This is a genomic window from Paenibacillus sp. J5C2022 (assembly GCF_025567625.1).
In the GTDB taxonomy this organism is placed as follows: domain Bacteria; phylum Bacillota; class Bacilli; order Paenibacillales; family Paenibacillaceae; genus Pristimantibacillus.
Window position 1 is genome coordinate 76,422 of the sequence record NZ_JAOQJC010000019.1, and the last position, 25,497, is coordinate 101,918.

The window sequence follows — 25,497 nt, forward strand, 5'->3', positions numbered from 1 at the left end:
ATCTCTTCCCTTCTCTCGTTACTTGCGTGCGAACTGGCTCAGGAATCTCAGATCGTTGCTGTAGAAATGGCGGATATCATCGATGCCGTACTTCAACAGCGCAATCCGCTCGATGCCCATGCCGAAGGCGAAGCCCGTCACTTCCTCCGGATCGTAGCCGCCCATCTCCAGCACGCGAGGATGAACCATGCCGCAGCCGAGTATTTCGATCCAGCCTGTGCCCTTGCACATCCGACAGCCGTGTCCGCCGCACTGGGCGCAGCTTACATCCACTTCTGCGCTTGGCTCCGTGAACGGGAAGAAGCTTGGACGAAGCCGGATTTGCGTGCCTGCTCCGAACATTTCCCGAGCGAACTGCAGCAGTGTGCCCTTCAGATCGCTCATGCGAATATTGCGGCCTATGACAAGCCCTTCCACCTGGTTGAACTGGAAGGAATGCGTCGCATCGTCGTCGTCCCTGCGGTATACCTTGCCTGGGCAGATAATGCGGATCGGGGTCGCTCCTTTCGCCGCTTCCATCGATCTGATCTGAACAGGAGAGGTCTGTGTCCGCATCAGAATATCTTCCGTAACGTAGAAGGAATCCTGCATATCCCGCGCCGGATGGTTATGCGGCAGGTTCAGCGCCTCGAAATTGTAGTAATCCGTCTCCACCTCGGGACCTTCCGCAATGGAATACCCCATCCCGATGAAGATATCCTCGATCTCCTGCGCTACCTTATTGAGCGGATGCACCGCGCCTTGCGGCAGCCCCTTGCCCGGCAGCGTCACATCGATTGTCTCTGCGCGCAGCCGCTGCTCCGTCTCTTGCTTGATGAATGCTTGGGTCTTCTCTTCGATAACCGCTTCAATCGCGCCGCGCACCTCATTGGCTACGCCCCCGATAACGGGACGCTCCTCTGCGCTAAGGCCGCCCATGCCGCGCAATATTTCCGTCAATGCGCCTTTCTTGCCCAGATACTTCACCCGCAGATCATTCAGCGCCGCTTGCGATTCCACGCCTTGCAGCTCCTGCAGCGCCTCCGTACGGAGCGCTTCCAGTCTTTCCTTCATCATCATCGCCTCCATTAGTCGATTCCCAAGCTTCAGCCAATAAAAAAAGGCCCTTCCTCCCCGAAGGGACGGAAGAACCGTGGTACCACCCTGATTCAGATTGCCTCGACATGCTGCCGGCAATCCCTCAACCCCGATAACGGCGGGAAGCCGTGCCGCCCTACCAAGCATAATCCGCGAATAGGCGGTTCATGCCCTTCAGGCACAAGCTCCGGAGCGAACTTCGGCAGCCGATCCTCGCGAGCACGCTCTCAATCTACGGCGTTCTCTCCCTGTGCGTCCGCACTGCTTACTCTTCTCCATCATAGCCCATCAACATCATTTGGAAACATTAATCTATATTATATGCAATCGGTTGGCGGGTTGCAACATTCGTTTTACGAATGAGTAAAAGAACTTGCTGATTTCAACAATTGTGTTATGCTAATTTGGATATTTCAGGAAATTGGTGCGTGAAGCATAAAGGTTTCAACAATTATTGTGAGAAAACCTCTATCGAGGCCTTTCGAAGATGAGCGACCGCGTTCAAAGGTAGCTTTTATCGCCAAATAAATTTTTTTCCTCTAAGCCGGAAATTTAAAAATTCTATTGTGGTTACAAAAACCAGTAGAGCGGACATGTCCACTCCATCTGGTTTTTGTTCATCTACCGGGAGGGTTGATATGAAAGTCATTATAATGATGATTTCATTGTCCTTTTTCCTCATGTTAATGAGCTGCTCCGATGAAAGAGATACCTATAAACCGTCATCCACATTTACTTTGGGGATAGTAAGTATTGTTCCTCGGCTGCTCGAAAGCCCATTTCAACGCTCTAAGCGTGTCTATTGCCACTGCCTTATAGTAACGTAGCTCCAAATCCAATAGACCTTCCGTGACCCATCCTTTGGTCATGCCATGCGAGCTGCCAAGCGTATTCCCAGTCATTCCGCGTCCCCTGACATCGACGGTGAACACGGATATCCCCTTAATAAAAAATTCATATTCTTCATCAGTGCAAAACCGCAAACATTGCGAATCAAGGTGAACTCACAGCAAATGAAGACTTGAATCGGGGGGGGGGCATACTGCCCCCCTCACAACTTAAAGAACGAGCAACGATTGCGCATCGCGCAGCAAATATGCGGCAGCCTCAGCGGCAATATGCTTCCCTCTCTGCGCCTCTACTGCATGGATGAAAGCTTCCAGATTGCCGGAGCGCAGCTTGCTTAGCAGCGAGTTCAGCAGCCCCATCGAAGTAATCCATCCCTCCCCGGCGAACCGGAGCGACAGCGTCTGCAAGCTCTCCACACTCGACTCCGTATGAAATGTAACGGACTGACTCGCCGTATTGCCTGCGTGGTCACTCGCCGTCACGGTGAATGCATGGGCGCCCAACGGCAACGTGTATAGCGGAATGTCGGCACTTGGGTCGATCACCGTCCCATCCAGCGTTACCGGTGTATTACTCTCATCGACACCTGAACTGTCGTCCGTAATCTGGAACGTCGGCAGCAGGTTGTCCGATGTCAGATAGCTGCCATTGACAGGCTTGGCTATCTCTATCTGCGGCGCTGTCGTGTCTTCGGCCATCTCCAATACGAAGTAGTCCAGATTCAGCGCCCCACTTGTATTCTCCATTGTAATGGTATGTGTGCCCGGCTCCAGATAGAAGAGCAGGTCTTCGCCTTGTACAGTCTGAAGCAGAGCGTTCCTCCGGTCATTCCACCCCGGCGTAGTCGGGAAGTGGAACAGATGCGCGTCGCCATCATCGATCCGGAACTCCCGGACCGAATTGTAGACGCGAGTAGCATAACGAAGCATGATGCGGTAATACCCGCCCTGCGTCACGTTCGCTTCCCACTTCAGGACATGTCCCTTACTGTCCCAGCCATAGAAGGCATCGCCCTGCGGATGATTCGTCGTATGCGATCCGCCCTTGAACGCGATCGTTACGTTGCCGCCGTCCTCGTATACGAAGTCTTCCGCCTCTACCAATTGACCGCTAAGCGCAGATTCAATGATCGCGAGCTTGCCTGGCGAAGGTGATGGACCTTGCTGCGGAAAGCCCATCGGCACAGTGAGCGGAAGCGGGAGCGAGCCGAAGTCCGCCTCATTCCCTGCCAGATAAATTTTGCCCGGTTCAGCTGTAAACGTCAGAGCGCCATTGGAATAACTCGACGCAACAGGCGTCCATTCGTTCACATCTTTCAGCGCCAGCTCGTATACGCCATATGCCGGCAGTCCGCCAATCGAAAGCTGTGCCGTCTGCCCGCCGTCGTAATCCACACGTATAGCGCTCTGCGACAGGCGGGTCAGCTGAACGGTTCCCGCTGCGGACAATGACACCGTCCAGTCCGTACCCGCTGCATGCGAGCCGTTCACAACCGCAAGCGCCTGATCCTGCCCGGACACCTCCCGCCGGAAGGCGACCTCGCCATCCGAAGTCAGCGCGCCTGCCTGCTTCATGCCGGCTGTCATCCCCGCAAGCAAGATATCCTTCACCGTACCGGATGCGGAAGCAATCTCTGCGGCATAAGCATCACCAGGAGTGGACCCCGTCTGCTGAACAGCAAGAGGCGTTATCGTGCGCTGCGCATCTGCTGCGCGATACGGCTCCAGCACGTTATAGAACAACGTATCCTCCCGCAGATCCCTTCTGCCGATCAGCAGCTGATTATTATGCTGGCCGTTTTTGGACAAGCCCGCTCCCTTAATCACCTCTGTCTCTCCTGCTCCAAGCATCGTCGTCCTGAACTTCCGATCGTCGCCCAGGTCCCAATGCGTGCTCCATACGTCCTGCGCCATGCCCTTCGACAACTGCCTGATATGCTTGTAGCCCATCGTGCTGCCCAGCGTCTCTTCAGGAGGAAGCGCTTGCAGAGTGACGCTGCTCTGCTCCAGCTGGCCGTTGATCGTCAGCGGATAATCGTACCGGTGTGTGACGCCGCTACTCGTACTCTCTGCCTTGAATACGTCGATGATGTAATCGTCGATTTGCGCTACTGTCCGCTCCAGCTCTACGCCTTGATCGGCATATACATTGCTGTTGCCCGCTTGAATCAGCTTAAGTACCGGACCGATCGATATCGCCTTCGCTTCTCCTCGAGATGTGCGGTCCGGCGCATCCGCCACCCATTCATCGTCGTTGTCCGTATACGGATATTGCGACTTCTCGTCAACGACGACAGTATTATGGGCGATCGTATGCTTGGCATACTCCTTCTGCCCCATCGATCCGTATGTGTATCTTCCGGGATCGGACAGAATCTCCTTCCCTAGTCCGAAGAGCACGATGCCCAGCTTATCTCCATGGGAATGTCCGATCGTGCCGAACCGGTTCCATTGCATCGCCAGATTGGTAGAGTGCTGATAATCGCCCTCTGAACGCAATATCGCCGATCCGCTGTCTTGGAAGACGGAGCTGCCCAGCTTGTTATAGCCCTGCTTGTTGAACTGCCCGTTGCCGATAGAGAAGGTGGCCCCAGCCGGAAGCTCCGGCTGCGCTGCGAATATGCTGAAGTAGTCGTGCACTCCGCCGCCAGCGCGAGTCGGACCGAAGGCTTGCGATAGCAGCCAGCCGTACTTGGGGTCGCCATAGTGCGAGTAACCGAACTCATAAGCATACTTCGGCAATAAGCTGGTGGGATCGGAGTCCCCGAATACGGGACGAGACAAGTCCGGGAACATGAAGTACAACGGGAAGTCCAGCAGCTCCTTGATGCTCTTGCCCTCGACCTCGACCGGCCGCCCTTCGATATGCCTCGGCGCATCCCTGCCGATGTATTCGATATCTCTTGAACCGCTTAACAAGTAACCGTACAGATCATAATTGCTGTTATGAGCTGCTTCGGCCAGCAACACCGTATTTTCGGTTCGCTCTTCATGATAGCCGATAGACTGCTCCCACCAGTAGCTGTCGTCATTGATGCCATTCAGCCAATTGTACTTCAGACCGTAGCCGTCGCGATCGAAGGCCTCGTTCAGCATCGCCTGATCCCGCAGCAGGAAGCCAACCGTAGCAATAGCCCAATTCGTCATGCCTTGACCGTTCATCCTGCCTCTCCAGACTGTCTTCAGACGCGCTACCGCTTCGCGGAAATAGTCGTCTTCGATCTGCTGCTTCTCAGCCGCACTTAATCCGGCGCTGTTATAGATGAAATCGTATGCCCATGCGAGCGGAACGACCATATAACCGTCGTCTTTGGTCTGGTTGAAAATAAAATCATGATTCCGGTAATAATCTGCATACAGCAGCAAGATGTGCTTGGCGGTCGCGGCATACCGCTCGTCATCGGTCAGCACATAGGCGAATGAGAGCAGTCTCGCCGCATCCGCGGCAGTTCGATGACCGCTATTGTTCTTAGGCAGCGGCTCCGTCATGCTCCCGTAAGTGACGATGGCGTCTTCCGCATTGGCGATAAGCATGTTGTATGTCATCTGCAGCCATGGATACTGGGTCATCTGCTGCTTAACGGCGTCGATGTCGCTCTGTGTGGCGAACAGATAAGGATGCTGCGGAAGCGGCGCTTGCTCATCGATGACAGGCAAGATGGAGTAAGCGGCCGCAGAGACCACTGCCGACTCGTTGCCGTCTCCATCAACAAGCGACACAGCATAGTAAGGCTTTATATATTGCGCCACCTGCCCGTCAATGACATATTGAAGCGTCGCGGGGTCAATAGGCGACTGAGGCATAATCTGTGTCGCCTCCGCCTTGTTCTGCTCCGTAATCGGTTCGCCGCTTGCATACAGCTTGATCGCATCGGCTCTCTGATCGGCAGTTAATGTCCAGGCCAGCTGCACTTCCCGGTTGATCGTACGTATCGCTTGCAGCGACTGTACAGGCTGAACGGCAGGCAATGTCTGCGGGATCACAGCGCTGGCCTCATCGGACTCCACCAGAGCTGCTCCTCCCCCTCTGTCCATTACGATTCTGTAATAATATTGCTGATTGGATGCCACTGTCCTGTCGATATAGGCATTGGCTGAAGTAACGGCAATTCTGTTGCCGGCATTCGGAAGAAACTCGCTAGTTGTGCTGCGATGCACAGTATAGGTCACAGGATCATTGGAGAGAAGCAGCGAAGTCCAGTGCAAAGCGACAGATCCTGTATTCTTCAGGGATGCGTCGAAGCTAAGAAAGCCTATGGAAGCATCCTGTTCCGTATCGTACACCATCAGATCGTCGAACCATGCTTGTCCATGCGCACGGAACATGACCGCATCCACCCATATCTTCACCGTACCCGCCGGCGTTGTGAACACGCTGCTGTCATAGCTCCAATCGTTACTTCCCGTCACATTGCCGACAATATAATTGGGGCCGGTCTTCACATTAGCCGCATCCAGGAATTGTATCCGGACATGCGCATTGCCCGCCGGATCGATGTCACTGGTCTTTACCCAGTAGGTGAGCGCATAGCTCGTCTCCGATTCGACCGCTACAGTTTGCGAGAGAACGGTAGTTCCCTTAATGGTGGCGGAAATATGCGCCGATTGCTGGCCATTCTTAGCCACATCGCTCGCAACGCCCGTCACCGCATCACCTTCGCTCGTCCATGACTTCCATGAAGGGATGCTCCCGTCAGCCGCCGGCGGCTGCTCGAAGCCGGGATTCTGCAATAGATTAATCACTCCGCTCATCGTATCTACTACAGATTCCTGACCGGCGTCTCCGCTGGCATTCGCTTGCGGAGCAAGGATAAGGGATGAGCATACAAGACTGAACACCACTAACACAGCTATCGCTTTTTTCCAGCTTTTATGGGCGGATACAGCGTTCCGCCAAGTTGGCATAGCTCTCATCAATTCTCTACTCTCCTTCAGCCTTTATTGGCTATAATAATGGTCTGACAAGATGCAAATACTCAGATGCCCTTCTGCAATTTCGAGGACAGCCTCTTCCATCTGACCTTGTTGTCGAGTCAATTGTATCCGCTTCCATAATTTCGATCCGCAAAGCCTCCTTCACTTTATTAAGTATTAAGAAGAGGAAATCCCCGGTGACTGATCATTCTTCCATTTCGTTGCTGCTGCAGGACGATTGCTCCGCGTCAGGGGCAAGTCCTCTGACACGGAGTCGGATCGTTCTGAGATTACTCCCGCGATAATCCTTATTCTGCAAGCACGAACCGCATCATCTCCTGGAACAGCAGCAGATGGCTGTCCACAATCTCATCAGGCGATAAGCGCAGCCCTTCTCCGTCAAAGTTCTGATTGGATTCGTACAGCATGCTGAGACCGCCGCATACGTGGTGAAGCGCCGACGTCAGGTTGAAGGACGGCGGCGGCCCCTCCGCTCCATCCGGACCGAGCATATTGATCCGCGCGATGCCGTATCCCTTCTCCATAGCGCGTTCCATGAACGCATTATTGAAGAGCTGGTGGCGTTCCTTCACAGCATCCGGCACATACGCCGTCTTGACGAAGTGAAGCGGACAGTTCAGGCCGCCATGAAGCAGCATGGAGAAGTCCGCCGCTTCCCGCTCCGCCAGCGCAAGCAGGCTCGCCGTCTCCTCCGCCATCGGCTTGAAGAACTGGTCGTGCATCATATTGACGCCGTCATCGTTGAAGTAAGCACCCAGGAATTGCGTCTCTTCCTTAATAGGATGAACGGCCTTGCAGTCCGGCCACTCGCACAAGGAGCCGTCTCTCCATCTGCCCTGTGTATAATGCCGGACCGTCTCGTAGTCCATCTCCCACACCGTCCGTTGCGGCACGCGGGCGCGTCCGTCCGGATTCATGCACGGGATGGCGAGCAGCCGGACTCCACTGCTAAGCTCGTGAAGTTCCTGCCACTCCTTGCCGCGCCAGTCCTTGCCCGTCTCCAGCACCTGCAGCAGATTCATCACGCCGACGATGCCTTCCAGCTCGCTGCCATGAATGCCGCCGACGATCAGCAGCACTGGCTTATGATCTTCTCCCCTCCTCGCGTAATGGGCGGGATTGCCCGCGCCGCATGCCGAATTGTAATTGGCGCGACTATGCAGCTCCTGACGCTCCCCGTATTCCACGAGATGAACGGGGCGTCCGCCGGCGGAGCGGCACAATAGGCCGCTCCTGCCGCGCGATAGTCGCCCAAGCTCGGCTGCTATCTCTTCCAGCGTCCCCTTCCAATACGATGGGACGGTTAATGTCTCCTTCATGCTTTCTCTACCTCCTATGCTGTAGTCCAATATTCCGCTACCCTTTTATGGCGCCGATCATAATGCCCTTAACGAAGTACTTCTGCAGGAATGGGTAGACAAGCATAATGGGCAAGGTCGAGACGATAATCGTCGCATACTTGACGCTTTCCGCCAGTATCGCCTGCTCCTGTGCGCCCGCCGTCATGCTGTCCGTGCTCCCTGCAATCAGGATTTCGCGAAGGATGAGCTGAATCGGGAATTTCTCGCGGTCGTTCAAGTAGATAAGCGGCCCCATGAAGGAGTTCCAATGCGCGACGGAATAGAACAGCACCATAACGGCCATGATCGGTATCGCAAGCGGAATCATAATTCGGATCAAGATGATGAAATCGTTGGCGCCGTCCACCTTGGCGGATTCCTCCATGCTCTCCGGTATGCTTACGAAATAGGTGCGCATAATGATCAGATTCCATGTACTGATTGCGCCGGGCAGCACCAGCGCCCATATCGTGTCGTACAGATGCAGGCTCTTCACGAGCAGGAAGTTCGGAATGAGGCCGCCCGAGAAGTACATGGTGAAGATGATGAGCAGCAGCAGCGTGCGCTTGCCGGGCAGATAGCTTCTGGACAGCGCGTACGCAGCCAGCGTCGTCATCATCATATTGATCGCCGTGCCCAGCACGACGTAAATCAGCGTGTTTTTATAGCCGATCCAGATCATCGGATTTTTGAACACGAGCTTGTAGCCCTCAAGGTTGAATCCGACGGGGAACAGCAGCAATTTGCCGTTGTTGTACAGCAGTGTGGGATCGCTCAGTGAAGCATACAGCACATACAGACAAGGATACAGCGTGAAGACGATGAGCAATCCCATCAGAAGGCTGTTGCCAATGTCGAAGGCGATTCCGGCAGGCGTACGATATAATTTCATGGAAGTCCTCCTTCTACCACAGGCTGGTCTCGCTGTACTTGCGGCTCATCCGGTTCGCGAACACGAGCAGCGCGAAGTTGATGATGGAATTGAATATGCCTACGGCGGCGCTGAAGCTGTAATTCAGCTCCAAGAGCCCCTTCCGGTACACATAAGTGGCAATGACATCCGCCGTCTCATAGATGGAGGGGTTGTACAGCAGCAGCACCTTCTCGAATCCGATCGACATCATGCTGCCGATCTGCAAGATGAACATGATGATAATGGTCGGCGCGATGCCAGGCAGGGTAATATGCAGGAATTGCCTCCATCTCCCCGCCCCGTCCACGACTCCCGCTTCATACAGCGTCGGATCGATGCCCGCCAGCGCTGCCAGATAGATGATGCTGCCCCATCCCACATGCTGCCAGATGCCGGAGATAATATAGACGGGATAGAACCATTCCGGCCGCGTCATGAAGGACGTCTTCTCTCCGCCCAGCATCTCGATAATTCGATTGATGACGCCGTCGCTGGAGGCAAAGTCCAGGACAATGCCCGCCATGACGACAATAGATATGAAATGCGGCATATACGTAATCGTCTGAATGCTTCTCTTGAACAGATTCTGCCTAATCTCATTCAGCAGCAACGCCAGAATAATCGGGGCAGGGAAGCTGAACAGCAATTCGTACAAATTGATCATGAATGTATTGCGGATAAGACGCCAAGCATACGGCCCGGTAAAAAAGTCGATAAAATGAGCCAGCCCGACCCACTCGCTCCCCCCGATTCCCTTCAGCGGGCGAAAATCCTGAAAGGCGATAATCGCTCCGTACATAGGCGCGTAATGGAAGAGAGCGTAGTAGGCCACGACGGGGACCAGCATGGCATATAAGTATTTGTATCTGCTCAATGTGCGAAGCATGCGGTCCACCTCGATTATTTATTCATGTAGCGGTCGTAGGCAGCCTGCTTGATTGCAATCGCCTCTTCGATTCCCATCTTCTTCAATTGGCTCACGAACTCGTCATACTTCTCCAACGGCTCGATGCCCATGACGAACTTGTCGAACATCTCATCCGCATACGTCGCAATCTCGGCGAGCAGCTTCGCTTGCTGCTTATCCTCTTCAGCCGTATAGGAGAGAATCGGGAGAATGCTTGCGGTAGATACGTCCTTCCATACATTGATCGCCTCGACGGAGAAGTCCGGCATCATCTGATTGAAATATTCCACGTCTTGCGCCATCGGCCAGCCGGTCAGCGCCATCACATGCTTGCCCAACGACTGGGTCAAGGACAGTCCATCTGAATTGTTCGTAATCAGGTCGGTATAGACCGGCTTGCCGTCCTTCATCTCGTACGTAAGTCCTTCCACGCCGAAGTTGAACAGCATGTTGCCTTCCTCGCTGAACGCATAGTCCAGCCATTCCATCGTCTCCTCAGGATGCTTGTTGGCCGTTGTGATTGCAATGCTGAAAGACGGAACGGAAATATCAGTGTAAGCACTCTCGAACACGAGCTGCTGTCCGCTCGGACCGGTCAAGTGCGGCATCGCCACCAGTTTGAATTCAGGGTCCTTCTCCGCCATATTGGTCATGAACTTCTGCATCTGGAAGTGGTACATCGCGCCGACCTTATCCGCCATCACTTTATTGTCCAGCTTGCTGCGGTCAAGCAGTACATAGTCGGGATCCAGCAAACCTTCGTTATACAACTTGTTGATGAACGCCATGCCTTCCTTGAACTCCGGCTCCAGCGGACCGTATGTGACCTGACCTTCCTTCACCATGAAGTCGTAATGCGAACCGAATGGCCACAATAGCTTGCCCACGGCGAATATCGTATCTTTGAACTTGGAACCTGAATACGGAATTTCATCCTGCTCGCCGTTGCCGTTCGGGTCTTGCTCTTTAAACGCTTTCAACGTTGCATACAATTCATCGATCGTCGTAGGCACTGGCAGCTCCAGCGCATCCAGCCAGTCTTTGCGCAGCTGCGGTCCAACGTAGATGCGTAGAGCGGGATCCATGCGAAGCATGGAGATGTTATAGATTTGCCCGTCTTCGGATGCAATCTCCTTCAGCAGCTGCGGGTTCTCATCCAGATAACGCTTGAAGTTCGGCGCATGCTTATCTATCAAGTCGTTAAGCGGAATAATGGCTCCGTCATCGGCCAGCTTGGCTGCACCGCCGGGCAGCCCTTTGAATCCGTACATCATCACATCCGGCAGCTCGCCCGAGGAAAGCATCAAGTTGAACTTTTCGTTGGCCTGACCTGTCGGCGGATGCATCCACTCTACCTTCACGCCGGTCCGCTTCTCCATCTCCTGGAAGACGAGATTGTCGTTATTCGATTTCCCTGTGGAAGACAGATGGCCGCTTAACTCTGCGAATATTTTCAGTTCCTTCAGTTGCTTCTCTTCTTTCTTTGCACCCGAGTTGCTGCCGCTTTCGCTTGCGTTCTCCCCCTTTGCGTTTCCACCAGTGTTGCCTGTTCCGTTCTCTTTCGTCTCATTGCCGCTGCAGCCTGCCGTTAACGCAGCCGTCAACATCGCAACGAGAGCGAGCATGCCCAGCTTTCTTTTTGTACTCATCGCTGACTCCTCCAAATCATAGACGCTCCCAGCCGCGTCGAATAATGTGTAGACAATTTCTTGTCTGCCTTTATCCTACGAGCGGGAGCGTCTTGTCGTAAATCTCCTATTCCTGCTGCTATATTCCATTCTTAACCTTGGCTATCATCGATTGTTTCGTCGATTGTTGCAGCCATTGTCTATTCGTATTGTTAGCAATCTTCCATCGCTGCAGCGATCGTCCATTCCTATTCTTTGGCAATCTTCCATCGTTGCAGCGATCGTCCATTCTTGCTCACGCCGCATAACCACGCGCCATTCCGTCTTAAGATTGGGTCGCGCCCGCATGGCTCTCCTTGTATTGCCCCGGAGTAACCGACTCGTACTTCTTGAATACGCGAATGAACGTATTGGCGCTCATGAAGCCGCTGGCCTCTGCCACCTCGCTGATCGACATCGTCCCTTCCTTCAGCAGCTGCTTGCCTTGCGCGATCCGGTAACGATTAATGTAATCCGCGAACGTATAGCCTGTCCCTTCCTTGAACATTCTGCTCAAGTAGGTCGGGGAGATGCGGAATTGCTCCGCTACCAGCGATAGCGATAGCCCTTCGTTCGCATAATGGCGATGAATATGGTCGAGTACATCCTCATGCAGCGTTTTGCCGCTGTCCGCCTTCCGTTCCACTACCGTTCCGCATATCCCTTCCAAGGTGGTAGCAATATACTTGAAGCGCGCCTGGGTATCCTCCGCTTGCCCCTTGTCCATCCACTTGCTCATATCCTGATCGAAGTAGTCGGTGTAGTCCAGATGCAGCTCGTCGAGTATGTTGAAGGTTGTGCTCATCAAGCTGTAAACCAGGCAATTGACCATGGCGACGGGCAGCTGGCGCTCCACGATGTTAAGGCGGTATATTTCATCCAGCAGCCGCAAGGCGTTCCCCTCATCGCCGGCCTTCACGCAATTCATCAGCTGGCGCTCCTTGTCCATAGGATAGTAGATCGTATTGACGTGCTCGCCAATGTGCGAATACTGCGTAATGCCGCCTGATTCGCGAATAAGTCCGTAATGCAAGGCGCTTATCGCTTCATTGAAGGAGCCTCCGATGTCGATCAGCTCGCCGCAGCCCCGGCCTATGCCGATACTGATCGTCATACCGAGTTGCTCCCGGCAATAGCTTTGCAGCTCCTTCCATAGATGCTCCGCTTGGGAGTGCTCCTCATCGCTGTCGGAATGCTCCGTGTTCACGATAAGCGCCAGCATCCCTTCCTCCAGCTCGACGGCATATGCACTGCCGAGCGAACTCAGCAGCTCTTCCGCAATGTTGGACACGGCGAAGCGGGCGAATGCCTTGTCTCTGGTATGGCTGCCGAACTTGCCGAAGTCATCCATATTGAGGGCAGCCACATGGTAGGAGCGGAACGGGAAGCGAAGCCCGTACAGATCGGCGAGCTCCCGTTCGGATTGCGTTCCTCCCGCATACTGCTGCTTCAACAGCCGCTGCAAGAAGTGCGTCTTCAGATTGGGCAGCTGGGAGTTGAACTTCTGCTCCAGCTCTTTATTCTCGGTGAAGGCGTCCCTAATCGTGTTGAATATGGTCTCGTATTCTACGTCCCCGTCCTTGGCATCGGCCCGATTGCGGCGGATAAACCTTACAATATTCTGCAACGGCGTATAGCTCCGCTTGGACAGGAAGTAGGATAATGCGATGCCCGCCAATAGGCAGATGAGCATGACCGCTACGAATATCGCCCGCACGGATGCCATTTTATTAAGCAGCACCTTCTCAGGCGTGATGAAAAAGTAAGTCCAGTCCACCACATCGGACGATGCATGCATGACCGTGTAACGATCCTTGCCTTCCTGGAACGAATAGTAGCCATCCTCCACCTTCAGCACATCTTCGTATCGGATTTGCGGCGCCGATTGCTCCTGTTTCGGAGCAGTGATCATCCTCCCCTTGCTGTCGACGATGCCCAGATAGCTGTTCCGGGCCAGCTCGCTCCTGCCCAGCAGCGACCAGATCATCTCCTCATCGATAAGAGCAAAGAATACAGCCAGATGCTCGCTTCGCTCAATCGGCAGCGACCTCAAGTAGGTGATGTAGCTACGCGGAACGGAACCCTCATTGTTCATCACCGCGGATGGCCATAACTCCCTTCCCTTCAAGCCCTTCAGCTGCTCCAGCCACTCTTCGTAAGGAATGTCCTTGTAGCGCGATATGTAGCGATAGAAGTAATCCGTCTCGTAGCTGGAGTTTTGCGTCAGCACGATATTATTTTTGAAGAAGAAGACGCCGCTAGTATCCAGCAAGTTGTTCGGCAGTTGGTAGATGCTCAAGTCTTGGACGATTTCTTTCATTTTCCATATCTTCAGCGGCCCTTCGTTCATCTCATTATTCATGAAGTTTGCAATATTGCGGTTCTGCGACAGCTGATAGGCTTGATCGTCCAGCTCGCGAATTCGCATATCCATCACTTCACTCGCCCCTTGCAGCGTGGCCATGCTGTAATCCCGGGTTTCCTGCTCCAGCGTCGCCAGCATCTTCCCATACACCAGCACGCCCACAACCGCCAGCGGCACAATAAACATGATGGCGTATGATAGATAAAGCTTCAGAAACAGCTTATTGCTTTTTAACAGCCTCATGCTCCGAATGACCTCCTTGCCCCTCAACAATTAAGCGCTTCCAGTTCGTGTCGCGGGCTGCGCGCCATTATGCCGAACCAGCTTGCCTTGACTGCTCCGGCATGTCTATGTGGGCCTGCCGGCCCCCGCTTCTGCTTGCTCCGACGCGCAGTTGCAACTTTTGCGATTTCACGGAAGGCTGATTGAGCTAAACATACATAATTTGTACGAAATTTCATACAAACCAACCTAATCAATCGACCGCATCCACACTTTTGAACGAAAAATCGTACAAAATGGCAATCCTCGCGAGTAAATCGCCTGCATTTGTACGATAAATCGTACAAATAACACAAATTCTTGAAGTAAATCGCGTATGTTGTACGAAAATTCGTACAAAATAACGCGCCGCTTGCTGCTATCGGTTTAACCTAATGCACATGTCGCGGATTGGTTCTCCTATCACATCTAAGGTACTTGTCGCACACCGTCTCACCTGCCACAACCCGCCTTACCTCACCTGCCACAACTATCGCGCCTGCTACATATTGCCCGCCTTACCTCACCTGTCACACCTATCGCACCTGCCACACAGTGCTCGCCTTACATCACCTGTCACACTATCGCGCCTGCCACACTGCGCTCGCCTTACATCACCTGTCACACTATCGCGCCTGCTACATATTGCCCGCCTTACCTCACCTTACTCTGTCGAATCTGCTGCTCACTCCACCATGCCTCGTTCCAGCGCATAGCGTGTTAGCTGCACCCGGTTGTCGAGATGAAGCTTTTGCAAAATATGCCGCAAATGATTTTTCACCGTATGCTCCGACAACTGGAGTGACTGTGCGATTTCCCGGTTCGACGCTCCGGTCGCAACACGCCTCAGCACCTCTTCCTCCCGTTCCGTAAGCGGCGTCGTCATCGGCTGATCCGACGCTGCGATGCGCCTGCCATCGCCCCCGGCACTCGAGCCGCCATGCGCAAATTCCTGCAGCAGCCGGAACGCCAGCTCTTTGGACATCGGCGCCTCATCTACCGCTACGGCCCGCAAATATTGCAGCCAGGCGGACGGGTCCAAGTTTTTCAGCAGATAGCCCTGAGCCCCGCGCTTGATCGCCTCGAACAGATGGGTAATATCGTCGGATACGGTAACCATGATTATCTTCAGCGACGGATAGAGCAGCTTCAGTCGGTACGTCGTCTCGAGACCGTCCAGTCCCGGCATATTGATGTCCATTAGGACAAGATCGGGCTGAAGCTCCGCCATAACGGCGATAGCCTCCTCCCCGCTGGCAGCCTCCCCCGCGATCTGAAAGAAGGAATCGCCGGATAAGATATCCCGGATACCCTCCCTGCCATGCGGATGATCGTCCACGATCAGTACGCGCACCGGTTTTATCGTAGCTGTCATGAATTCTCGCCTCCTCCTTGTATGCTCACAATCGCCCCGCCGCTTTCCTTTGACGCAATATCCAGCGTCCATCCCATAGAGTGCGCGCGTTCCAGCATCATTTTCACACCGTACGTCCCCTTCTTCTCCAGCTTCTGTTCATCAATCCCGACTCCGTTGTCTTCTATCCAGCAATGAAAATGCGGCCTTCCTTCCACGGGATCGCTCACTGCTTCGGCCTTTATCGCCACAGCTTCCGCTTCCGCATGCTTGCGGATATTCATGAGCGATTCTCGAATAATAGCCAGCAGCTCCACCTTCTCCTTGGCTGTCAGCATGCCGTCCTGCAACTTCCAATCCACTTCCGTCCGAATGCCGCTGGCCAGCCCCATCTCCCCGATTACGCCATGCAGGCTTTGCAGCCAATTCGTATCAGGCGCTGCCGGAGGAGTCTGGAGATTGCCGATGGACTGCCTTACATCTTCGTGCACATGCCTTACCGTATTCCGGATCTCCTCCATCGTACGGGCGGCATCGTCAGGAGTGGCCGCTCTGTCCAGCTTGTTCAGCTTGACGGACAGCATGAACAACGACTGCGATATCCCGTCATGCAGCTCTCTTGCCAGCTGCTCGCGCTCCTCGAAGGCCGCCTTCATCACTTCCTGCTGCTTCAAAGCGTTCTGCATGCCTTCCAGCTTCTTGAACAGCGATCGCAGCAGCGTTAGCGTTACGGCGAACACGAACACCGGAGCGAGCAGATTGCCGAGATCCATTGAAATGTACGGAAGAAGAAACGCATGGCGGACATATTCCCATATTCCGATAACGATCGTGGGAATCCAAAGGATTAGCCATTTCAGCCATTTGTACGACATAGATTCGAATACCTCCCGCAGCGTTATCTGGACCGTCCCTTGCTGCCGCCGCTCAATTCAATCTCACGGATATGCTTGCCGCCCACGCCGTCGATTACTGAAAGCTTGGCGGTCCAGGTGCCGCTTCCGGGCAGCCGAACGCCTGATGACACGAATTGCGTCTCGCCGAAGCCCGGGAAGGAATAGCCCGACGTCCTCTCCCTTGGACTCAGTTGTACGGTAAATCCGGAGGAGGGCTGTTCCTTGCGGTACAATTCCAGAGCGACCTCCCATGGATCGCCAGTCTCCTCCGGCAACCAGACGGCGAGCATAATGTCATTAGGCCCCGGCCCATTAAGCGTGACTTCCAATGTATAATGAAGCTCTGTTCCCATCTCATGATGACGGAACGGCTCAACCGGTGGCGACGGAGACAGCAGCGACAGGATAGCCGTCACCGCAAGCACCGCTCCAATAAGCGTCCCCTGCCACTTCAGCAGAGCTCCTGATGGCAATTGTCGAGCAGCGGCATAACGGCGCAGCATGGTGGCTGTCATCATAGCGGCAAGCACAATCGCCAGCTTCAGAAGCAGCCAGATGCTCCAGGGCGTATGGAGGAAATAGATGCGATCCGGCACAATGAGAATCGCAAGGATGGCGCCGCTGACAGCAAGCCCGCTAACGCTCCACCAGAGCAGCTGCATGAACCGCTCCAGAAATCGTCCGCTTTCCTTGCGCTCCCCATACCAGAGAAGCAGCAGAATCGCTGCTCCACCGCTCCAGAGCGAAGCACTTGCAAGATGAATCGCATTCAAGGCTGCCCCTGCCACGGGAGAAGACGAACCGGCTGCATGGCCGCCCCAGCTCTCTGCCAACAGCAGCGATAATGCCCAAAGGATACCGAAGCTTGTCGACAAGCGCAGTATTGGAAATCCAATGAATGACAGTACAACAATGCTTGCCCAAGCGCGTCCTTGCATCGTTCCGAAGATAACGTCTGTCCAGACGACACCGCCCTCATGAATAACGTAAGCGGCATGTATGCCCGTATAAGCCAGTACAGCCAGCAGCAATATCCGCATGGCCGTCAATTGCCAGTATGCGGTCGACCGAAGGGGATGCGTCTGCTGCAGATCCGGCGTGATCGGTCTCAGCAACATGATGCCCGCGGCAAGCAGCAGTGCGGCAACATACAGGATGCGCGTAATGCCGAGCATGAATTGCTGAACGGTCATGCCAGCATTGCCGTCTCTATGCATACCGCTATGATCATGGGCCAGCCATAAGGCATCGCTGGCGGCATATCCCGTCGGCGTCCCTACTAAACCTGAAGCCAGCGCAATTACGGCAATTGACGTTATGGAAAGGAAGAACAATCTCCCCCGAACAAAATCTGCAGCCTTGCTTGCCATGCCGACACTTCCTCTATTTCATTGCAATCCTTACACTTCAGCTCACGAATCGTCTTTGTCCCTTTAAAGTTTACTAGAGGCAGCCGGAAAGAACAATGCCGCATGCTGCATACTTCTCCACTTTTCTACTCACCCTTGAAAGTATCGAAATGGATTGGAGGTGAATGAATCGTGGATGAACAGAGCTACAACATTGCCGAGTTGCGGAACCAGCCGGATGCACTGAACGCCATTCGCAAGCTGGAAGAGCAATTGACAGCGCAAAGCGGCAAACCGATTGCCCTCGTTGCTTACTCTGCTGACTGGCAAGAAGATGAACATTCCAATTGAAGTCAGCAATGTGACGTAACCTCTATTCAATAAATGCTTGTCGTTAAAAAACCGTACGCCCTAGTCGGCGGCAATAATCCGGCCAGCTGGATTCCCCAATTGGCGGGCATCCTCTGGCCGTTGGCCAACAATATGTCCAGCCGGCGATGTCATCATCATGCGCATCCTTGACGAATACCCGCTCATAGTCATTGACTTCTTCGATGCCGTAGAATTCCTCCAGCTCGTCCATTGCGGCCATACCTGCGATGACCACAAGCAGCCAAAGCCCTCGTACCCTGCTGCCATTGCGGGAAGCCTCTTCATCTCTGACACAAGCGGGATAGCTGCCGACATCGACTAGCCGTCCCATTACTTGCCCGACCTTGATCTCTAACACATATGGAGCAACTACGTCATGATTGCTTCCTCCGGGAAGCAAAGTGCCATAGACAAATACCCATGCTGCCGTCATGCGTTGCCCCCTTATTTTTAACCTGACTATGAATTATGTTACAATTTACCTTGACACTATTATGGCATAACAAGGAGGAAGAATCACGATGGCAAGTCAAACAGGCGAAATCGTCATGCAATCACTGAACACACTTTTGGAAAATGAGACATTCCTGCCTTCCTTGCAAGGAGAACGCCGGGAACAGGCATTCACTTCGCTAGCTGCAATTCTGTCCACTCCTAATAAAATACATAAAGCGTTCCTCCGTATCGCGCAGGAGAACGGCGAGGTCGTGCGCATACCTGCTTATCGCATCCAGCACAACAACGCGATTGGCGCCTATAAAGGCGGCATCCGATTCCACGAATCCGTAAATGAAGAGGAAGTAACCAACCTGGCTGCGCTGATGACGCTGAAGAATGCGCTTCACGAGGTACCGTTCGGGGGCGGCAAAGGCGGCGTATCCATCAACCCGCGAAATTACACGGAGAAAGAACTGTATCTGATCTGCCAAAAGTATGTACAATACTTCAGCGACGTGCTTGGCCCCGACAAAGACATTCCCGCTCCCGATATGGGCACTGGCGAACGGGAGATGGACTGGATGATGTCGGAGTACAAAAGCATCAATCCAGGCAAGCCGTACCTGGGAAGCTTCACAGGTAAAAGCATCGTATGCGGCGGGTCGCTGGGACGCAGGGAAGCGACGGGCAGAGGCGTATACTTCTCCTTCCGCTATCTGATGCACGACTTCCTGCAGGAGCAGCAGAATTGGCTGTCCGGAAGCTCCAACATCTTCGCGAAGACGGCGCTGGAGCTGGGGAACAAGCCGCTGACCGTAGCGGTGCAAGGCTTCGGCAACGTCGGCTCTATAGCCGCACTGGAAGCTTACCGTTGCTCCTATCTGCAAAACAAAGTCGTCGCGGTGAGCGATCGCAACGTGACGCTGTACAACAGCGACGGCCTGTCGATACCGACATTGATCGAATATGCGAGTACGCATCAAGGCGAACTGCCTACTTCAGAGGATGCGTTGGCCGAGCTGGGCATTCAGGCGGAGGTAATGGATCGCGAGGCTGTGCTTTATCTGGATACGGACGTACTCATGTTGGCGGCGCTGGAGGACCAGATTCATATTCAGAATGTGGAGCAGGTGAAGGCGCGCATCATCGTCGAAGGCGCGAATGCACCGGTGACAGGCGAAGCGGACAAGCTGTTGGCCGACAAAGGGGTCATCATTATTCCGGATATTCTTGCAAATGCAGGCGGCGTCATCGTCTCCTACTTCGAATGGCTGCAAGGCCGCGAGACGCAATTCCATACGGAGGACGAGATCTACAAGCTGTTGCATGACAAGATGCAAAATACGATGAGCGGCATACTGCCGGTGTACTTCTCCGATCCGCTGCCGCTGCGGCAAAACTGTTATGTCCAGGCCATCACGAAGCTGTCGACCATTCTGTACAGACAAGGCAAGCTGTATTAATGCGAATTGGTTACTGAAGCTGCAACCAGAGAGGAGATACAGGGATGTCAGTAGGTATGGAAGCCATCGCGTTAAAGTCAATCGCGATTAGCTATGACGGGAATGCGTCCCGAATTATTCCGTTCCAGAGCGCTGAGCTGATTACAGTCACCCAATATGGCGACAAGCTATGGTATATCGATATTAGCGGGGTGAGCGACGAGGAGTTGCTGCAATGGTTCAGCCAAAGCGAGGACATCGGCGTCGGGGTTATTGCTACCGCTGAAGGCGGCAGCGTATACCGCGGCGAAGGCTACTTGCATCCGAACGAGCCCAATAAGGCGGCCGCTATTCGCGGCAACGGCAAGCTGTTGGAAGGGTAGCACGGCTGTTAGCTTTGCAAGTAGGTTGACAGACCGAATTGGAAAGCGGAGGATGGCTCAGGCCATTCTCCGTTTTTTTTGTGGAACGCAATTATTCCTGGTGCTGACGGACGGCGAAACGCATCACTTAGGACCCTCAGCGTATGTGCCATACACTATACCAGCCCGCTTGTACCTTTTAGGACCCTCAGCGTATGCGCCATACACTATACCAGCCCGCTTGTACCTTTTAGAACTTCTAGCGTATGTGCCATACACTATACCAGCCCGCTTGCACCTTTTCGGACTTCTAGCGTATGTGCCATACACTATACCAGCCCGCTTGCACCTTTTCGGACTCTCAGCGTATGCGCCATACACTATACCAGCCCGCTTGCACCTTTTCGGACTCTCAGCGTATGCGCCATACACTACAACAGCCCGCTTGCACCTTTTCGGACTCTCAGCGTATGTGCCATACACTATACCAGCCCGCTTGCACCTTTTCGGACTCTCAGCGTATGTGCCATACACTATACCAGCCCGCTTGCACCTTTTCGGACTCTCAGCGTATGCGCCATACACTATACCAGCCCGCTTGTACCTTTTCGGACTTCTAGCGTATGTGCCATACACTATACCAGCCCGCTTGTACTTTCGGACCTTTAGCGTATGTACCTTGCAATATGCCAGCTCTCATCTGACGTCCCTGTCCACCGGATAAGTTGGGGGAGCGTCTCATGCAGCTAAATAATACGTAGTTCAGTCCAAGGTGCAGAAATGACAATACTCTACTCCAACCCATGCACCATCAGCTACAGCTTATCCCTATCTCACACTCCCACACCGACAAAAAAAGCCTGCACAGCACGCCAGGCGTGCCCCGCAGACTTCGCTTTCCATCCTCTTACTTGCTCGCCATCTCCGGTGTCGTCAGCTGATCGTAGAAATCGACAGCCTTATCCTTGTTCTCCGTAGCGCGCAGCGCCATTGCGGAACGAGGATGCTCATCCAGTATGCCGGTAATCATGTAAGGAATGATGTATCCCCACTCCTCCTTCTCGCGGAGCGGAATCATGTACTTCTCGATCATGTCCAGCACAGGGCGGACGTTGTACTTTGCATTTTGCAGCTCCGATACAAGCAGCTCCGTATTGCAGTTGCCCGCCGCGCGGCCCATGCCGTATACCGAAGAATCCAGCAGCTCGACGCCTTTGCCTGCCGCCAGCAGTGTATTGGCGAATGCCAGCTGCAGGTTGTTGTGCGCATGGATGCCCAGACGCTTGTTCGGCAGATGCTCCTTGAATTTATCCACCAGGTAGCTGAAATCATCCGGCTTCAGGCTGCCGTAGGAATCTACTATATACACGATGTCTACAACGCTATCGGCAATCGCCTTGAACGCTTCCACAAGCTGATTCTCCATTACGTTGGACAGCGCCATAATGTTCAGGGTCGTCTCATAGCCGCGGTCATGGAAGATTTGCACCAGTTCCAGCGCTTTGTCAACATCCTGAATGTAGCAGGCTACGCGGATCAGATCCAGCATGCTCTCGCTGCGAGGCAAGATGTCGCTCTCGTCTACACGACCGATATCTACAAGCGCAGACAGCTTCGTATTGCCTTTGTTCGGGATGACTTTCTTCAGGAAGTCGTCGTTCAGGAAGCGCCATGGACCTGCCTGATCGGCACCCTTCAGCAGCTTGGGGGAATTTTTATAGCCAATCTCCATATAGTCAACGCCTGCTTCGTTCAGGCTGTTATATAAATGGCTGACGAATTCTACACTGAAATCCCAGTTGTTCACGAGTCCGCCGTCACGAATCGTACAGTCGACAATTTTGCAGTGGCTTGTTTTCGATTGCATGTCAGATGCTCCTTTTAAGTTGAACATGAGTTCATTAATTGATTTTATCTACCATCATACTTCAATTGGTGTTGGAACGCAAAGCTATTTTCGCCATTATGTCTTATCGTTCGCCAAGTTCAGCCCGAGCCGCTTCTCCAGGACGTCTGTGAACCCTTCATGGGAAGTAACCGCGGAATTGTTCAAAAATAGAACATCGTCGATGTCGTTCCGCTCCATATAGTCGTACACATCTCCCTTATAATAGCGCAAATCCAGCAGATGGATTTCCTCGTAATGCGGGATGAGGAATGGAGCGAAGGCGTTGGCATAGGAATCCTTAATGATCAGAATACGCTCACCCGAATGCTCGGTAGTCATAACGGCGACGGAAGTGTCCCCCCCAAGAAAAGCGCTGTAGCCGGTCGCATACTGATCAATAATCGGCATACTGACCATCTTGCCCATATTCTCGGCTGTCAGGGCAGCCTCCTTCGCCTTGTACAGGAACAGCTTATCGGGATCATCCTTCATCCCCTCGCCCATCGTCGCAGCATAGGTCGTGCCCAGGAATGTTCCCCGCTCCTGCCATTCGTAGTCATCGACAGATAGCGCCTCCTTGCCGGCTTCCTTCGCGAAGCTGACATAACCATAATAAGCGCCAAGCGCTGTCCAGTGGTGATCGGTCCGGAAATAAATATATTCGTCCACATGCTGCTGCAGCTGATTATAGACGGGCACATTCGTCACTCCGGGAGCCAGATGCTTCGCCATCTCCTCAGCGGCAGCCGACTGAGAGGGCGAGAGCTTGCGGTACTTGTCATTGTTCAAATATTCGATGGAGGACGGCACAAGCAGCGTATAGATGCCCTTCACTCCCTTTATCCCCTTCGCTTTCGCCGCAAAGGCGTTGACCGCAGCCGCATACTTCTCCGCCGCTTGCTCTCTATAGTAATAAATCTCCATCGCCCGATTGCCGATGACGAGATACCTTCCCTTCTTGCCGTCATTCTCATGCCCGCTGCCGCTCGCTTGGGGAGCACCGTCATCGCCAATGCGCTTGCTGTCTGCAATGACATGCATGTTGTTGCCCCCGGACACTTGAATGGATACTTCCTCTCCGCTATCGATTCCATACAGTGCGCTAATGCTGCTGCCAGCTCCGATAAAGGCGCTTCGGAACACGAAGCGGTCGGCGAAGTAATCCTCCACATCCCTTGCATAATCGCCGTTCAACAGGCTGCTTGCCGTCCAATCGGGCCATTGCTTCAACGTGCGCTGCTCCGTCCGCGATACATCCTCCGTACTGCGAAAAAACAGATTCAATAGAAAGAAAACAGCCAAAATGGCGAAGAACAAGCCGACATTCCACTTCTCACGGTTCATCCCATCGCCCCCTTAAAATCTGAAGTACAGAAACGGATTGTAGGTGCTACCTACAAGCATCGTCGTCGATACGAATAGAATTGCCGCATTAAAAAGCGGAATGGAAAGCGGTCGGAGCCGCTCCATCGCCGGAAGACGAGCCGCCAAAGCGTCTGCAATCCGCTTAGGCAGCGGGGTGCAGGCGATTATGGCGACGATCAGGAAAAACAGATGATCCATCACGTATATTTGCAGCTCCAGATTATACAGCTTCACCTCATCCAGCCCCAGCAGCGTCTTGAAGAAGTGTATGCCCGACGACATATCCGTAAAGTAGAAAAACACCCAGCCGACAAGCATGGCGGCAGTAGCATAAATATGGGACATGAACGCCGGAAGCTTGCTCAGCAGACGCAGCAGGAACAGCTTCTCGATATAGATCAGGAAACCGAAATAAAGGCCCCAAAAAATAAAGTTCCAGCTTGCTCCATGCCATAGCCCTGTCAGAAACCAGACAATGAATAGATTGCGAGCTTGCCATCTGCGGTTGCCGCCGAGCGGAATGTATACATAATCACGAAAGAAGCTGCCTAAAGACATATTCCATCTGCGCCAAAACTCTGTTGCCGAACGCGATATGTAAGGATAGTTGAAGTTTTCCGGATAAGTGAAGCCCACCATTTTGCCCAGCCCGATCGCCATATCGGAATAGCCGGAGAAATCAAAGTAAATTTGCAGAGCGAACAGCAAGATGCCGAACCAGGCTCCCAGCACAGTCGCTTCGGACAGCTGGTTATCCAGAAATAACGGGGCCAGCTCGCCGCACCCATTGGCTAATATGACTTTCTTGCCCAGCCCGATGACGAACCGGGTAATCCCCTCGCTGAAGGAGGGCCAGGAGAACCGCCTGTCCTGAAATTCATGCTCAATGTCCCTATATCGCACGATAGGTCCCGCAATCAATTGCGGGAAGAGCGATACATAGAGCAGCACATGGGTGAACGTGCCCGGCTGCTTCACATCGCCTCGATAAACGTCAACGAGATAGGACATCATTTGAAAGGTAAAAAAGGAGATGCCGATCGGCAGCGCCACCTCCGTATAGGGAAGGTCCAGCCGGGGCAGCAAGTTCAGATTGGCAATGAGGAAGTCCGCATATTTGAAGAAGCCCAATATAGCCAAGTTGACGCTTACGGCGGCAGCGGTCAGCCACTTGCCCCTCCTCGTCCCCCGATGCCGATGGATATAGCGGGCGAACCAGTAGCCGTTCAAGCCGCAGAGCAGAAGCAGCAAGATCCAGACCGGCTCCCCCCACGCATAGAACAGCAGTGATGCAGCGATTAATACGCCATTCCGATAGCTAGTACGCTTAGATAGAAAGTAGAATAGAAACAAGAGCGGCAAAAACCCATACAAAAAAAACAAGCTCGAAAAGACCAAGTTCCCAACTCCCAGCTGTGTCTAGCCGATAATCACCATTTCCAAAATTATATCAAATCAGTGGGAAAAAGAGAACAAGCGTGACGAGCCTGACCTTCGGCTGTCACCTAATTGTGCATTTACAAATGGAAAAAATAGCGCTAAAATATTATGTAAACATAAACGCTTAATTTTTCGATTTTCGAAAAAGCGGGGGAACCAATGCAGGCGACGATAGCGCATGCAAGGGGTGAATCCGGGGAGTTGTACCCCCGGTAGGGCCTTCTCTCTAGCCCGAATCCGACAGCTAACCTCGTAAGCGGAAGAAGGAGAGATGCAAA

General features: G+C 53.4%; 18 protein-coding genes and 1 riboswitch. Of the genes, 3 read left to right on the forward strand and 15 right to left on the reverse strand.

Annotated elements, in window-relative coordinates:
* Positions 1-18 precede the first annotated feature (18 nt).
* The 11 genes from pheS to M6D81_RS16610 all read right to left on the reverse strand — a co-directional run bounded on the left by pheS (position 19) and on the right by M6D81_RS16610 (position 17,933).
* Positions 19-1,053 (reverse strand): phenylalanine--tRNA ligase subunit alpha, encoded by a 1,035-nt coding sequence (gene pheS, locus M6D81_RS16565; protein ID WP_262678075.1) that lies wholly within the window; start codon positions 1,051-1,053, stop codon positions 19-21.
* A 746-nt stretch (positions 1,054-1,799) separates the two neighbouring features.
* Positions 1,800-2,060: an acetylxylan esterase gene (locus M6D81_RS31840; RefSeq protein ID WP_410795749.1), complete on the reverse strand. Its 261-nt coding sequence runs from the start codon at positions 2,058-2,060 to the stop codon at positions 1,800-1,802.
* A 75-nt stretch (positions 2,061-2,135) separates the two neighbouring features.
* Positions 2,136-6,839: a heparinase II/III domain-containing protein gene (locus M6D81_RS16570; RefSeq protein ID WP_262678028.1), complete on the reverse strand. Its 4,704-nt coding sequence runs from the start codon at positions 6,837-6,839 to the stop codon at positions 2,136-2,138.
* 308 nt (positions 6,840-7,147) lie between these two features.
* Positions 7,148-8,179: a M14 family zinc carboxypeptidase gene (locus tag M6D81_RS16575; RefSeq protein ID WP_262678029.1), complete on the reverse strand. Its 1,032-nt coding sequence runs from the start codon at positions 8,177-8,179 to the stop codon at positions 7,148-7,150.
* 37 nt (positions 8,180-8,216) lie between these two features.
* Entirely contained in the window at positions 8,217-9,092 is an 876-nt protein-coding gene (locus tag M6D81_RS16580; RefSeq protein ID WP_262678030.1) for a carbohydrate ABC transporter permease, read from the reverse strand.
* Between the two features lie 13 nt (positions 9,093-9,105).
* On the reverse strand, positions 9,106-9,999 hold the full coding sequence (locus M6D81_RS16585) for an ABC transporter permease (protein ID WP_262678031.1): 894 nt from the start codon (positions 9,997-9,999) through the stop codon (positions 9,106-9,108).
* Positions 10,000-10,013: 14 nt separating this feature from the next.
* Positions 10,014-11,669: an extracellular solute-binding protein gene (locus M6D81_RS16590; protein ID WP_262678032.1), complete on the reverse strand. Its 1,656-nt coding sequence runs from the start codon at positions 11,667-11,669 to the stop codon at positions 10,014-10,016.
* 304 nt (positions 11,670-11,973) lie between these two features.
* On the reverse strand, positions 11,974-14,295 hold the full coding sequence (locus M6D81_RS16595; RefSeq protein ID WP_262678033.1) for a helix-turn-helix domain-containing protein: 2,322 nt from the start codon (positions 14,293-14,295) through the stop codon (positions 11,974-11,976).
* Positions 14,296-14,998: 703 nt separating this feature from the next.
* Positions 14,999-15,688, reverse strand: a complete 690-nt coding sequence (locus M6D81_RS16600) for a response regulator (RefSeq protein WP_262678034.1) — start codon at positions 15,686-15,688, stop codon at positions 14,999-15,001.
* The gene (locus M6D81_RS16605; protein ID WP_262678035.1) at positions 15,685-16,542 is read right to left on the reverse strand and encodes a sensor histidine kinase; all 858 of its coding nucleotides are present in this window, start codon (positions 16,540-16,542) and stop codon (positions 15,685-15,687) included. The genes M6D81_RS16600 and M6D81_RS16605 overlap by 4 nt, the downstream gene beginning before the upstream one ends.
* 23 nt (positions 16,543-16,565) lie before the next feature.
* Complete coding sequence (locus tag M6D81_RS16610) at positions 16,566-17,933, reverse strand: copper resistance D family protein (protein ID WP_262678036.1); 1,368 nt, start codon at positions 17,931-17,933, stop codon at positions 16,566-16,568.
* 171 nt (positions 17,934-18,104) lie between these two features.
* On the opposite strand from M6D81_RS16610, the gene M6D81_RS16615 reads away from it, so the two are divergent.
* Positions 18,105-18,263, forward strand: coding sequence for a hypothetical protein (locus M6D81_RS16615; protein WP_262678037.1), 159 nt, complete (start codon positions 18,105-18,107; stop codon positions 18,261-18,263).
* Between the two features lie 43 nt (positions 18,264-18,306).
* Here the strand turns inward: M6D81_RS16615 and M6D81_RS16620 are convergent, their stop codons facing one another.
* Entirely contained in the window at positions 18,307-18,717 is a 411-nt protein-coding gene (locus M6D81_RS16620; RefSeq protein ID WP_262678038.1) for a gamma-glutamylcyclotransferase family protein, read from the reverse strand.
* Between the two features lie 88 nt (positions 18,718-18,805).
* On the opposite strand from M6D81_RS16620, the gene M6D81_RS16625 reads away from it, so the two are divergent.
* Positions 18,806-20,185, forward strand: a complete 1,380-nt coding sequence (locus tag M6D81_RS16625; protein ID WP_262678039.1) for a Glu/Leu/Phe/Val family dehydrogenase — start codon at positions 18,806-18,808, stop codon at positions 20,183-20,185.
* 44 nt (positions 20,186-20,229) lie between these two features.
* Complete coding sequence (locus M6D81_RS16630) at positions 20,230-20,547, forward strand: hypothetical protein (protein WP_262678040.1); 318 nt, start codon at positions 20,230-20,232, stop codon at positions 20,545-20,547.
* An 886-nt stretch (positions 20,548-21,433) separates the two neighbouring features.
* Here the strand turns inward: M6D81_RS16630 and M6D81_RS16635 are convergent.
* From M6D81_RS16635 to M6D81_RS16645, 3 genes are all read right to left on the reverse strand, one after another.
* Entirely contained in the window at positions 21,434-22,393 is a 960-nt protein-coding gene (locus M6D81_RS16635; RefSeq protein ID WP_262678041.1) for an aldolase catalytic domain-containing protein, read from the reverse strand.
* Between the two features lie 96 nt (positions 22,394-22,489).
* On the reverse strand, positions 22,490-23,758 hold the full coding sequence (locus tag M6D81_RS16640; RefSeq protein WP_262678042.1) for a DHHW family protein: 1,269 nt from the start codon (positions 23,756-23,758) through the stop codon (positions 22,490-22,492).
* Between the two features lie 12 nt (positions 23,759-23,770).
* Entirely contained in the window at positions 23,771-25,177 is a 1,407-nt protein-coding gene (locus M6D81_RS16645; RefSeq protein ID WP_262678043.1) for an MBOAT family O-acyltransferase, read from the reverse strand.
* A gap of 153 nt (positions 25,178-25,330) precedes the next feature.
* A riboswitch (cyclic di-AMP (ydaO/yuaA leader) is annotated at positions 25,331-25,493 on the forward strand.
* The last annotated feature ends 4 nt before the right edge of the window (positions 25,494-25,497 follow it).

Bases quoted from the DNA above. Each gene is read 5' to 3' on its own strand.
- pheS (WP_262678075.1), bottom strand. From the start codon at position 1,053: ATGAAGGAAAGACTGGAAGCGCTCCGTACGGAGGCGCTGCAGGAGCTG.
- M6D81_RS16600 (WP_262678034.1), bottom strand. From the start codon at position 15,688: ATGACAGCTACGATAAAACCGGTGCGCGTACTGATCGTGGACGATCAT.
- M6D81_RS16640 (WP_262678042.1), bottom strand. From the start codon at position 23,758: ATGAACCGTGAGAAGTGGAATGTCGGCTTGTTCTTCGCCATTTTGGCT.
- M6D81_RS16610 (WP_262678036.1), bottom strand. From the start codon at position 17,933: ATGGCAAGCAAGGCTGCAGATTTTGTTCGGGGGAGATTGTTCTTCCTT.
- M6D81_RS16570 (WP_262678028.1), bottom strand. From the start codon at position 6,839: ATGAGAGCTATGCCAACTTGGCGGAACGCTGTATCCGCCCATAAAAGC.
- M6D81_RS16590 (WP_262678032.1), bottom strand. From the start codon at position 11,669: ATGAGTACAAAAAGAAAGCTGGGCATGCTCGCTCTCGTTGCGATGTTG.
- M6D81_RS16580 (WP_262678030.1), bottom strand. From the start codon at position 9,092: ATGAAATTATATCGTACGCCTGCCGGAATCGCCTTCGACATTGGCAAC.
- M6D81_RS16605 (WP_262678035.1), bottom strand. From the start codon at position 16,542: ATGTCGTACAAATGGCTGAAATGGCTAATCCTTTGGATTCCCACGATC.
- M6D81_RS16635 (WP_262678041.1), bottom strand. From the start codon at position 22,393: ATGCAATCGAAAACAAGCCACTGCAAAATTGTCGACTGTACGATTCGT.
- M6D81_RS16595 (WP_262678033.1), bottom strand. From the start codon at position 14,295: ATGAGGCTGTTAAAAAGCAATAAGCTGTTTCTGAAGCTTTATCTATCA.
- M6D81_RS16575 (WP_262678029.1), bottom strand. From the start codon at position 8,179: ATGAAGGAGACATTAACCGTCCCATCGTATTGGAAGGGGACGCTGGAA.
- M6D81_RS16620 (WP_262678038.1), bottom strand. From the start codon at position 18,717: ATGACGGCAGCATGGGTATTTGTCTATGGCACTTTGCTTCCCGGAGGA.
- M6D81_RS16625 (WP_262678039.1), top strand. From the start codon at position 18,806: ATGGCAAGTCAAACAGGCGAAATCGTCATGCAATCACTGAACACACTT.
- M6D81_RS16630 (WP_262678040.1), top strand. From the start codon at position 20,230: ATGTCAGTAGGTATGGAAGCCATCGCGTTAAAGTCAATCGCGATTAGC.
- M6D81_RS16585 (WP_262678031.1), bottom strand. From the start codon at position 9,999: ATGCTTCGCACATTGAGCAGATACAAATACTTATATGCCATGCTGGTC.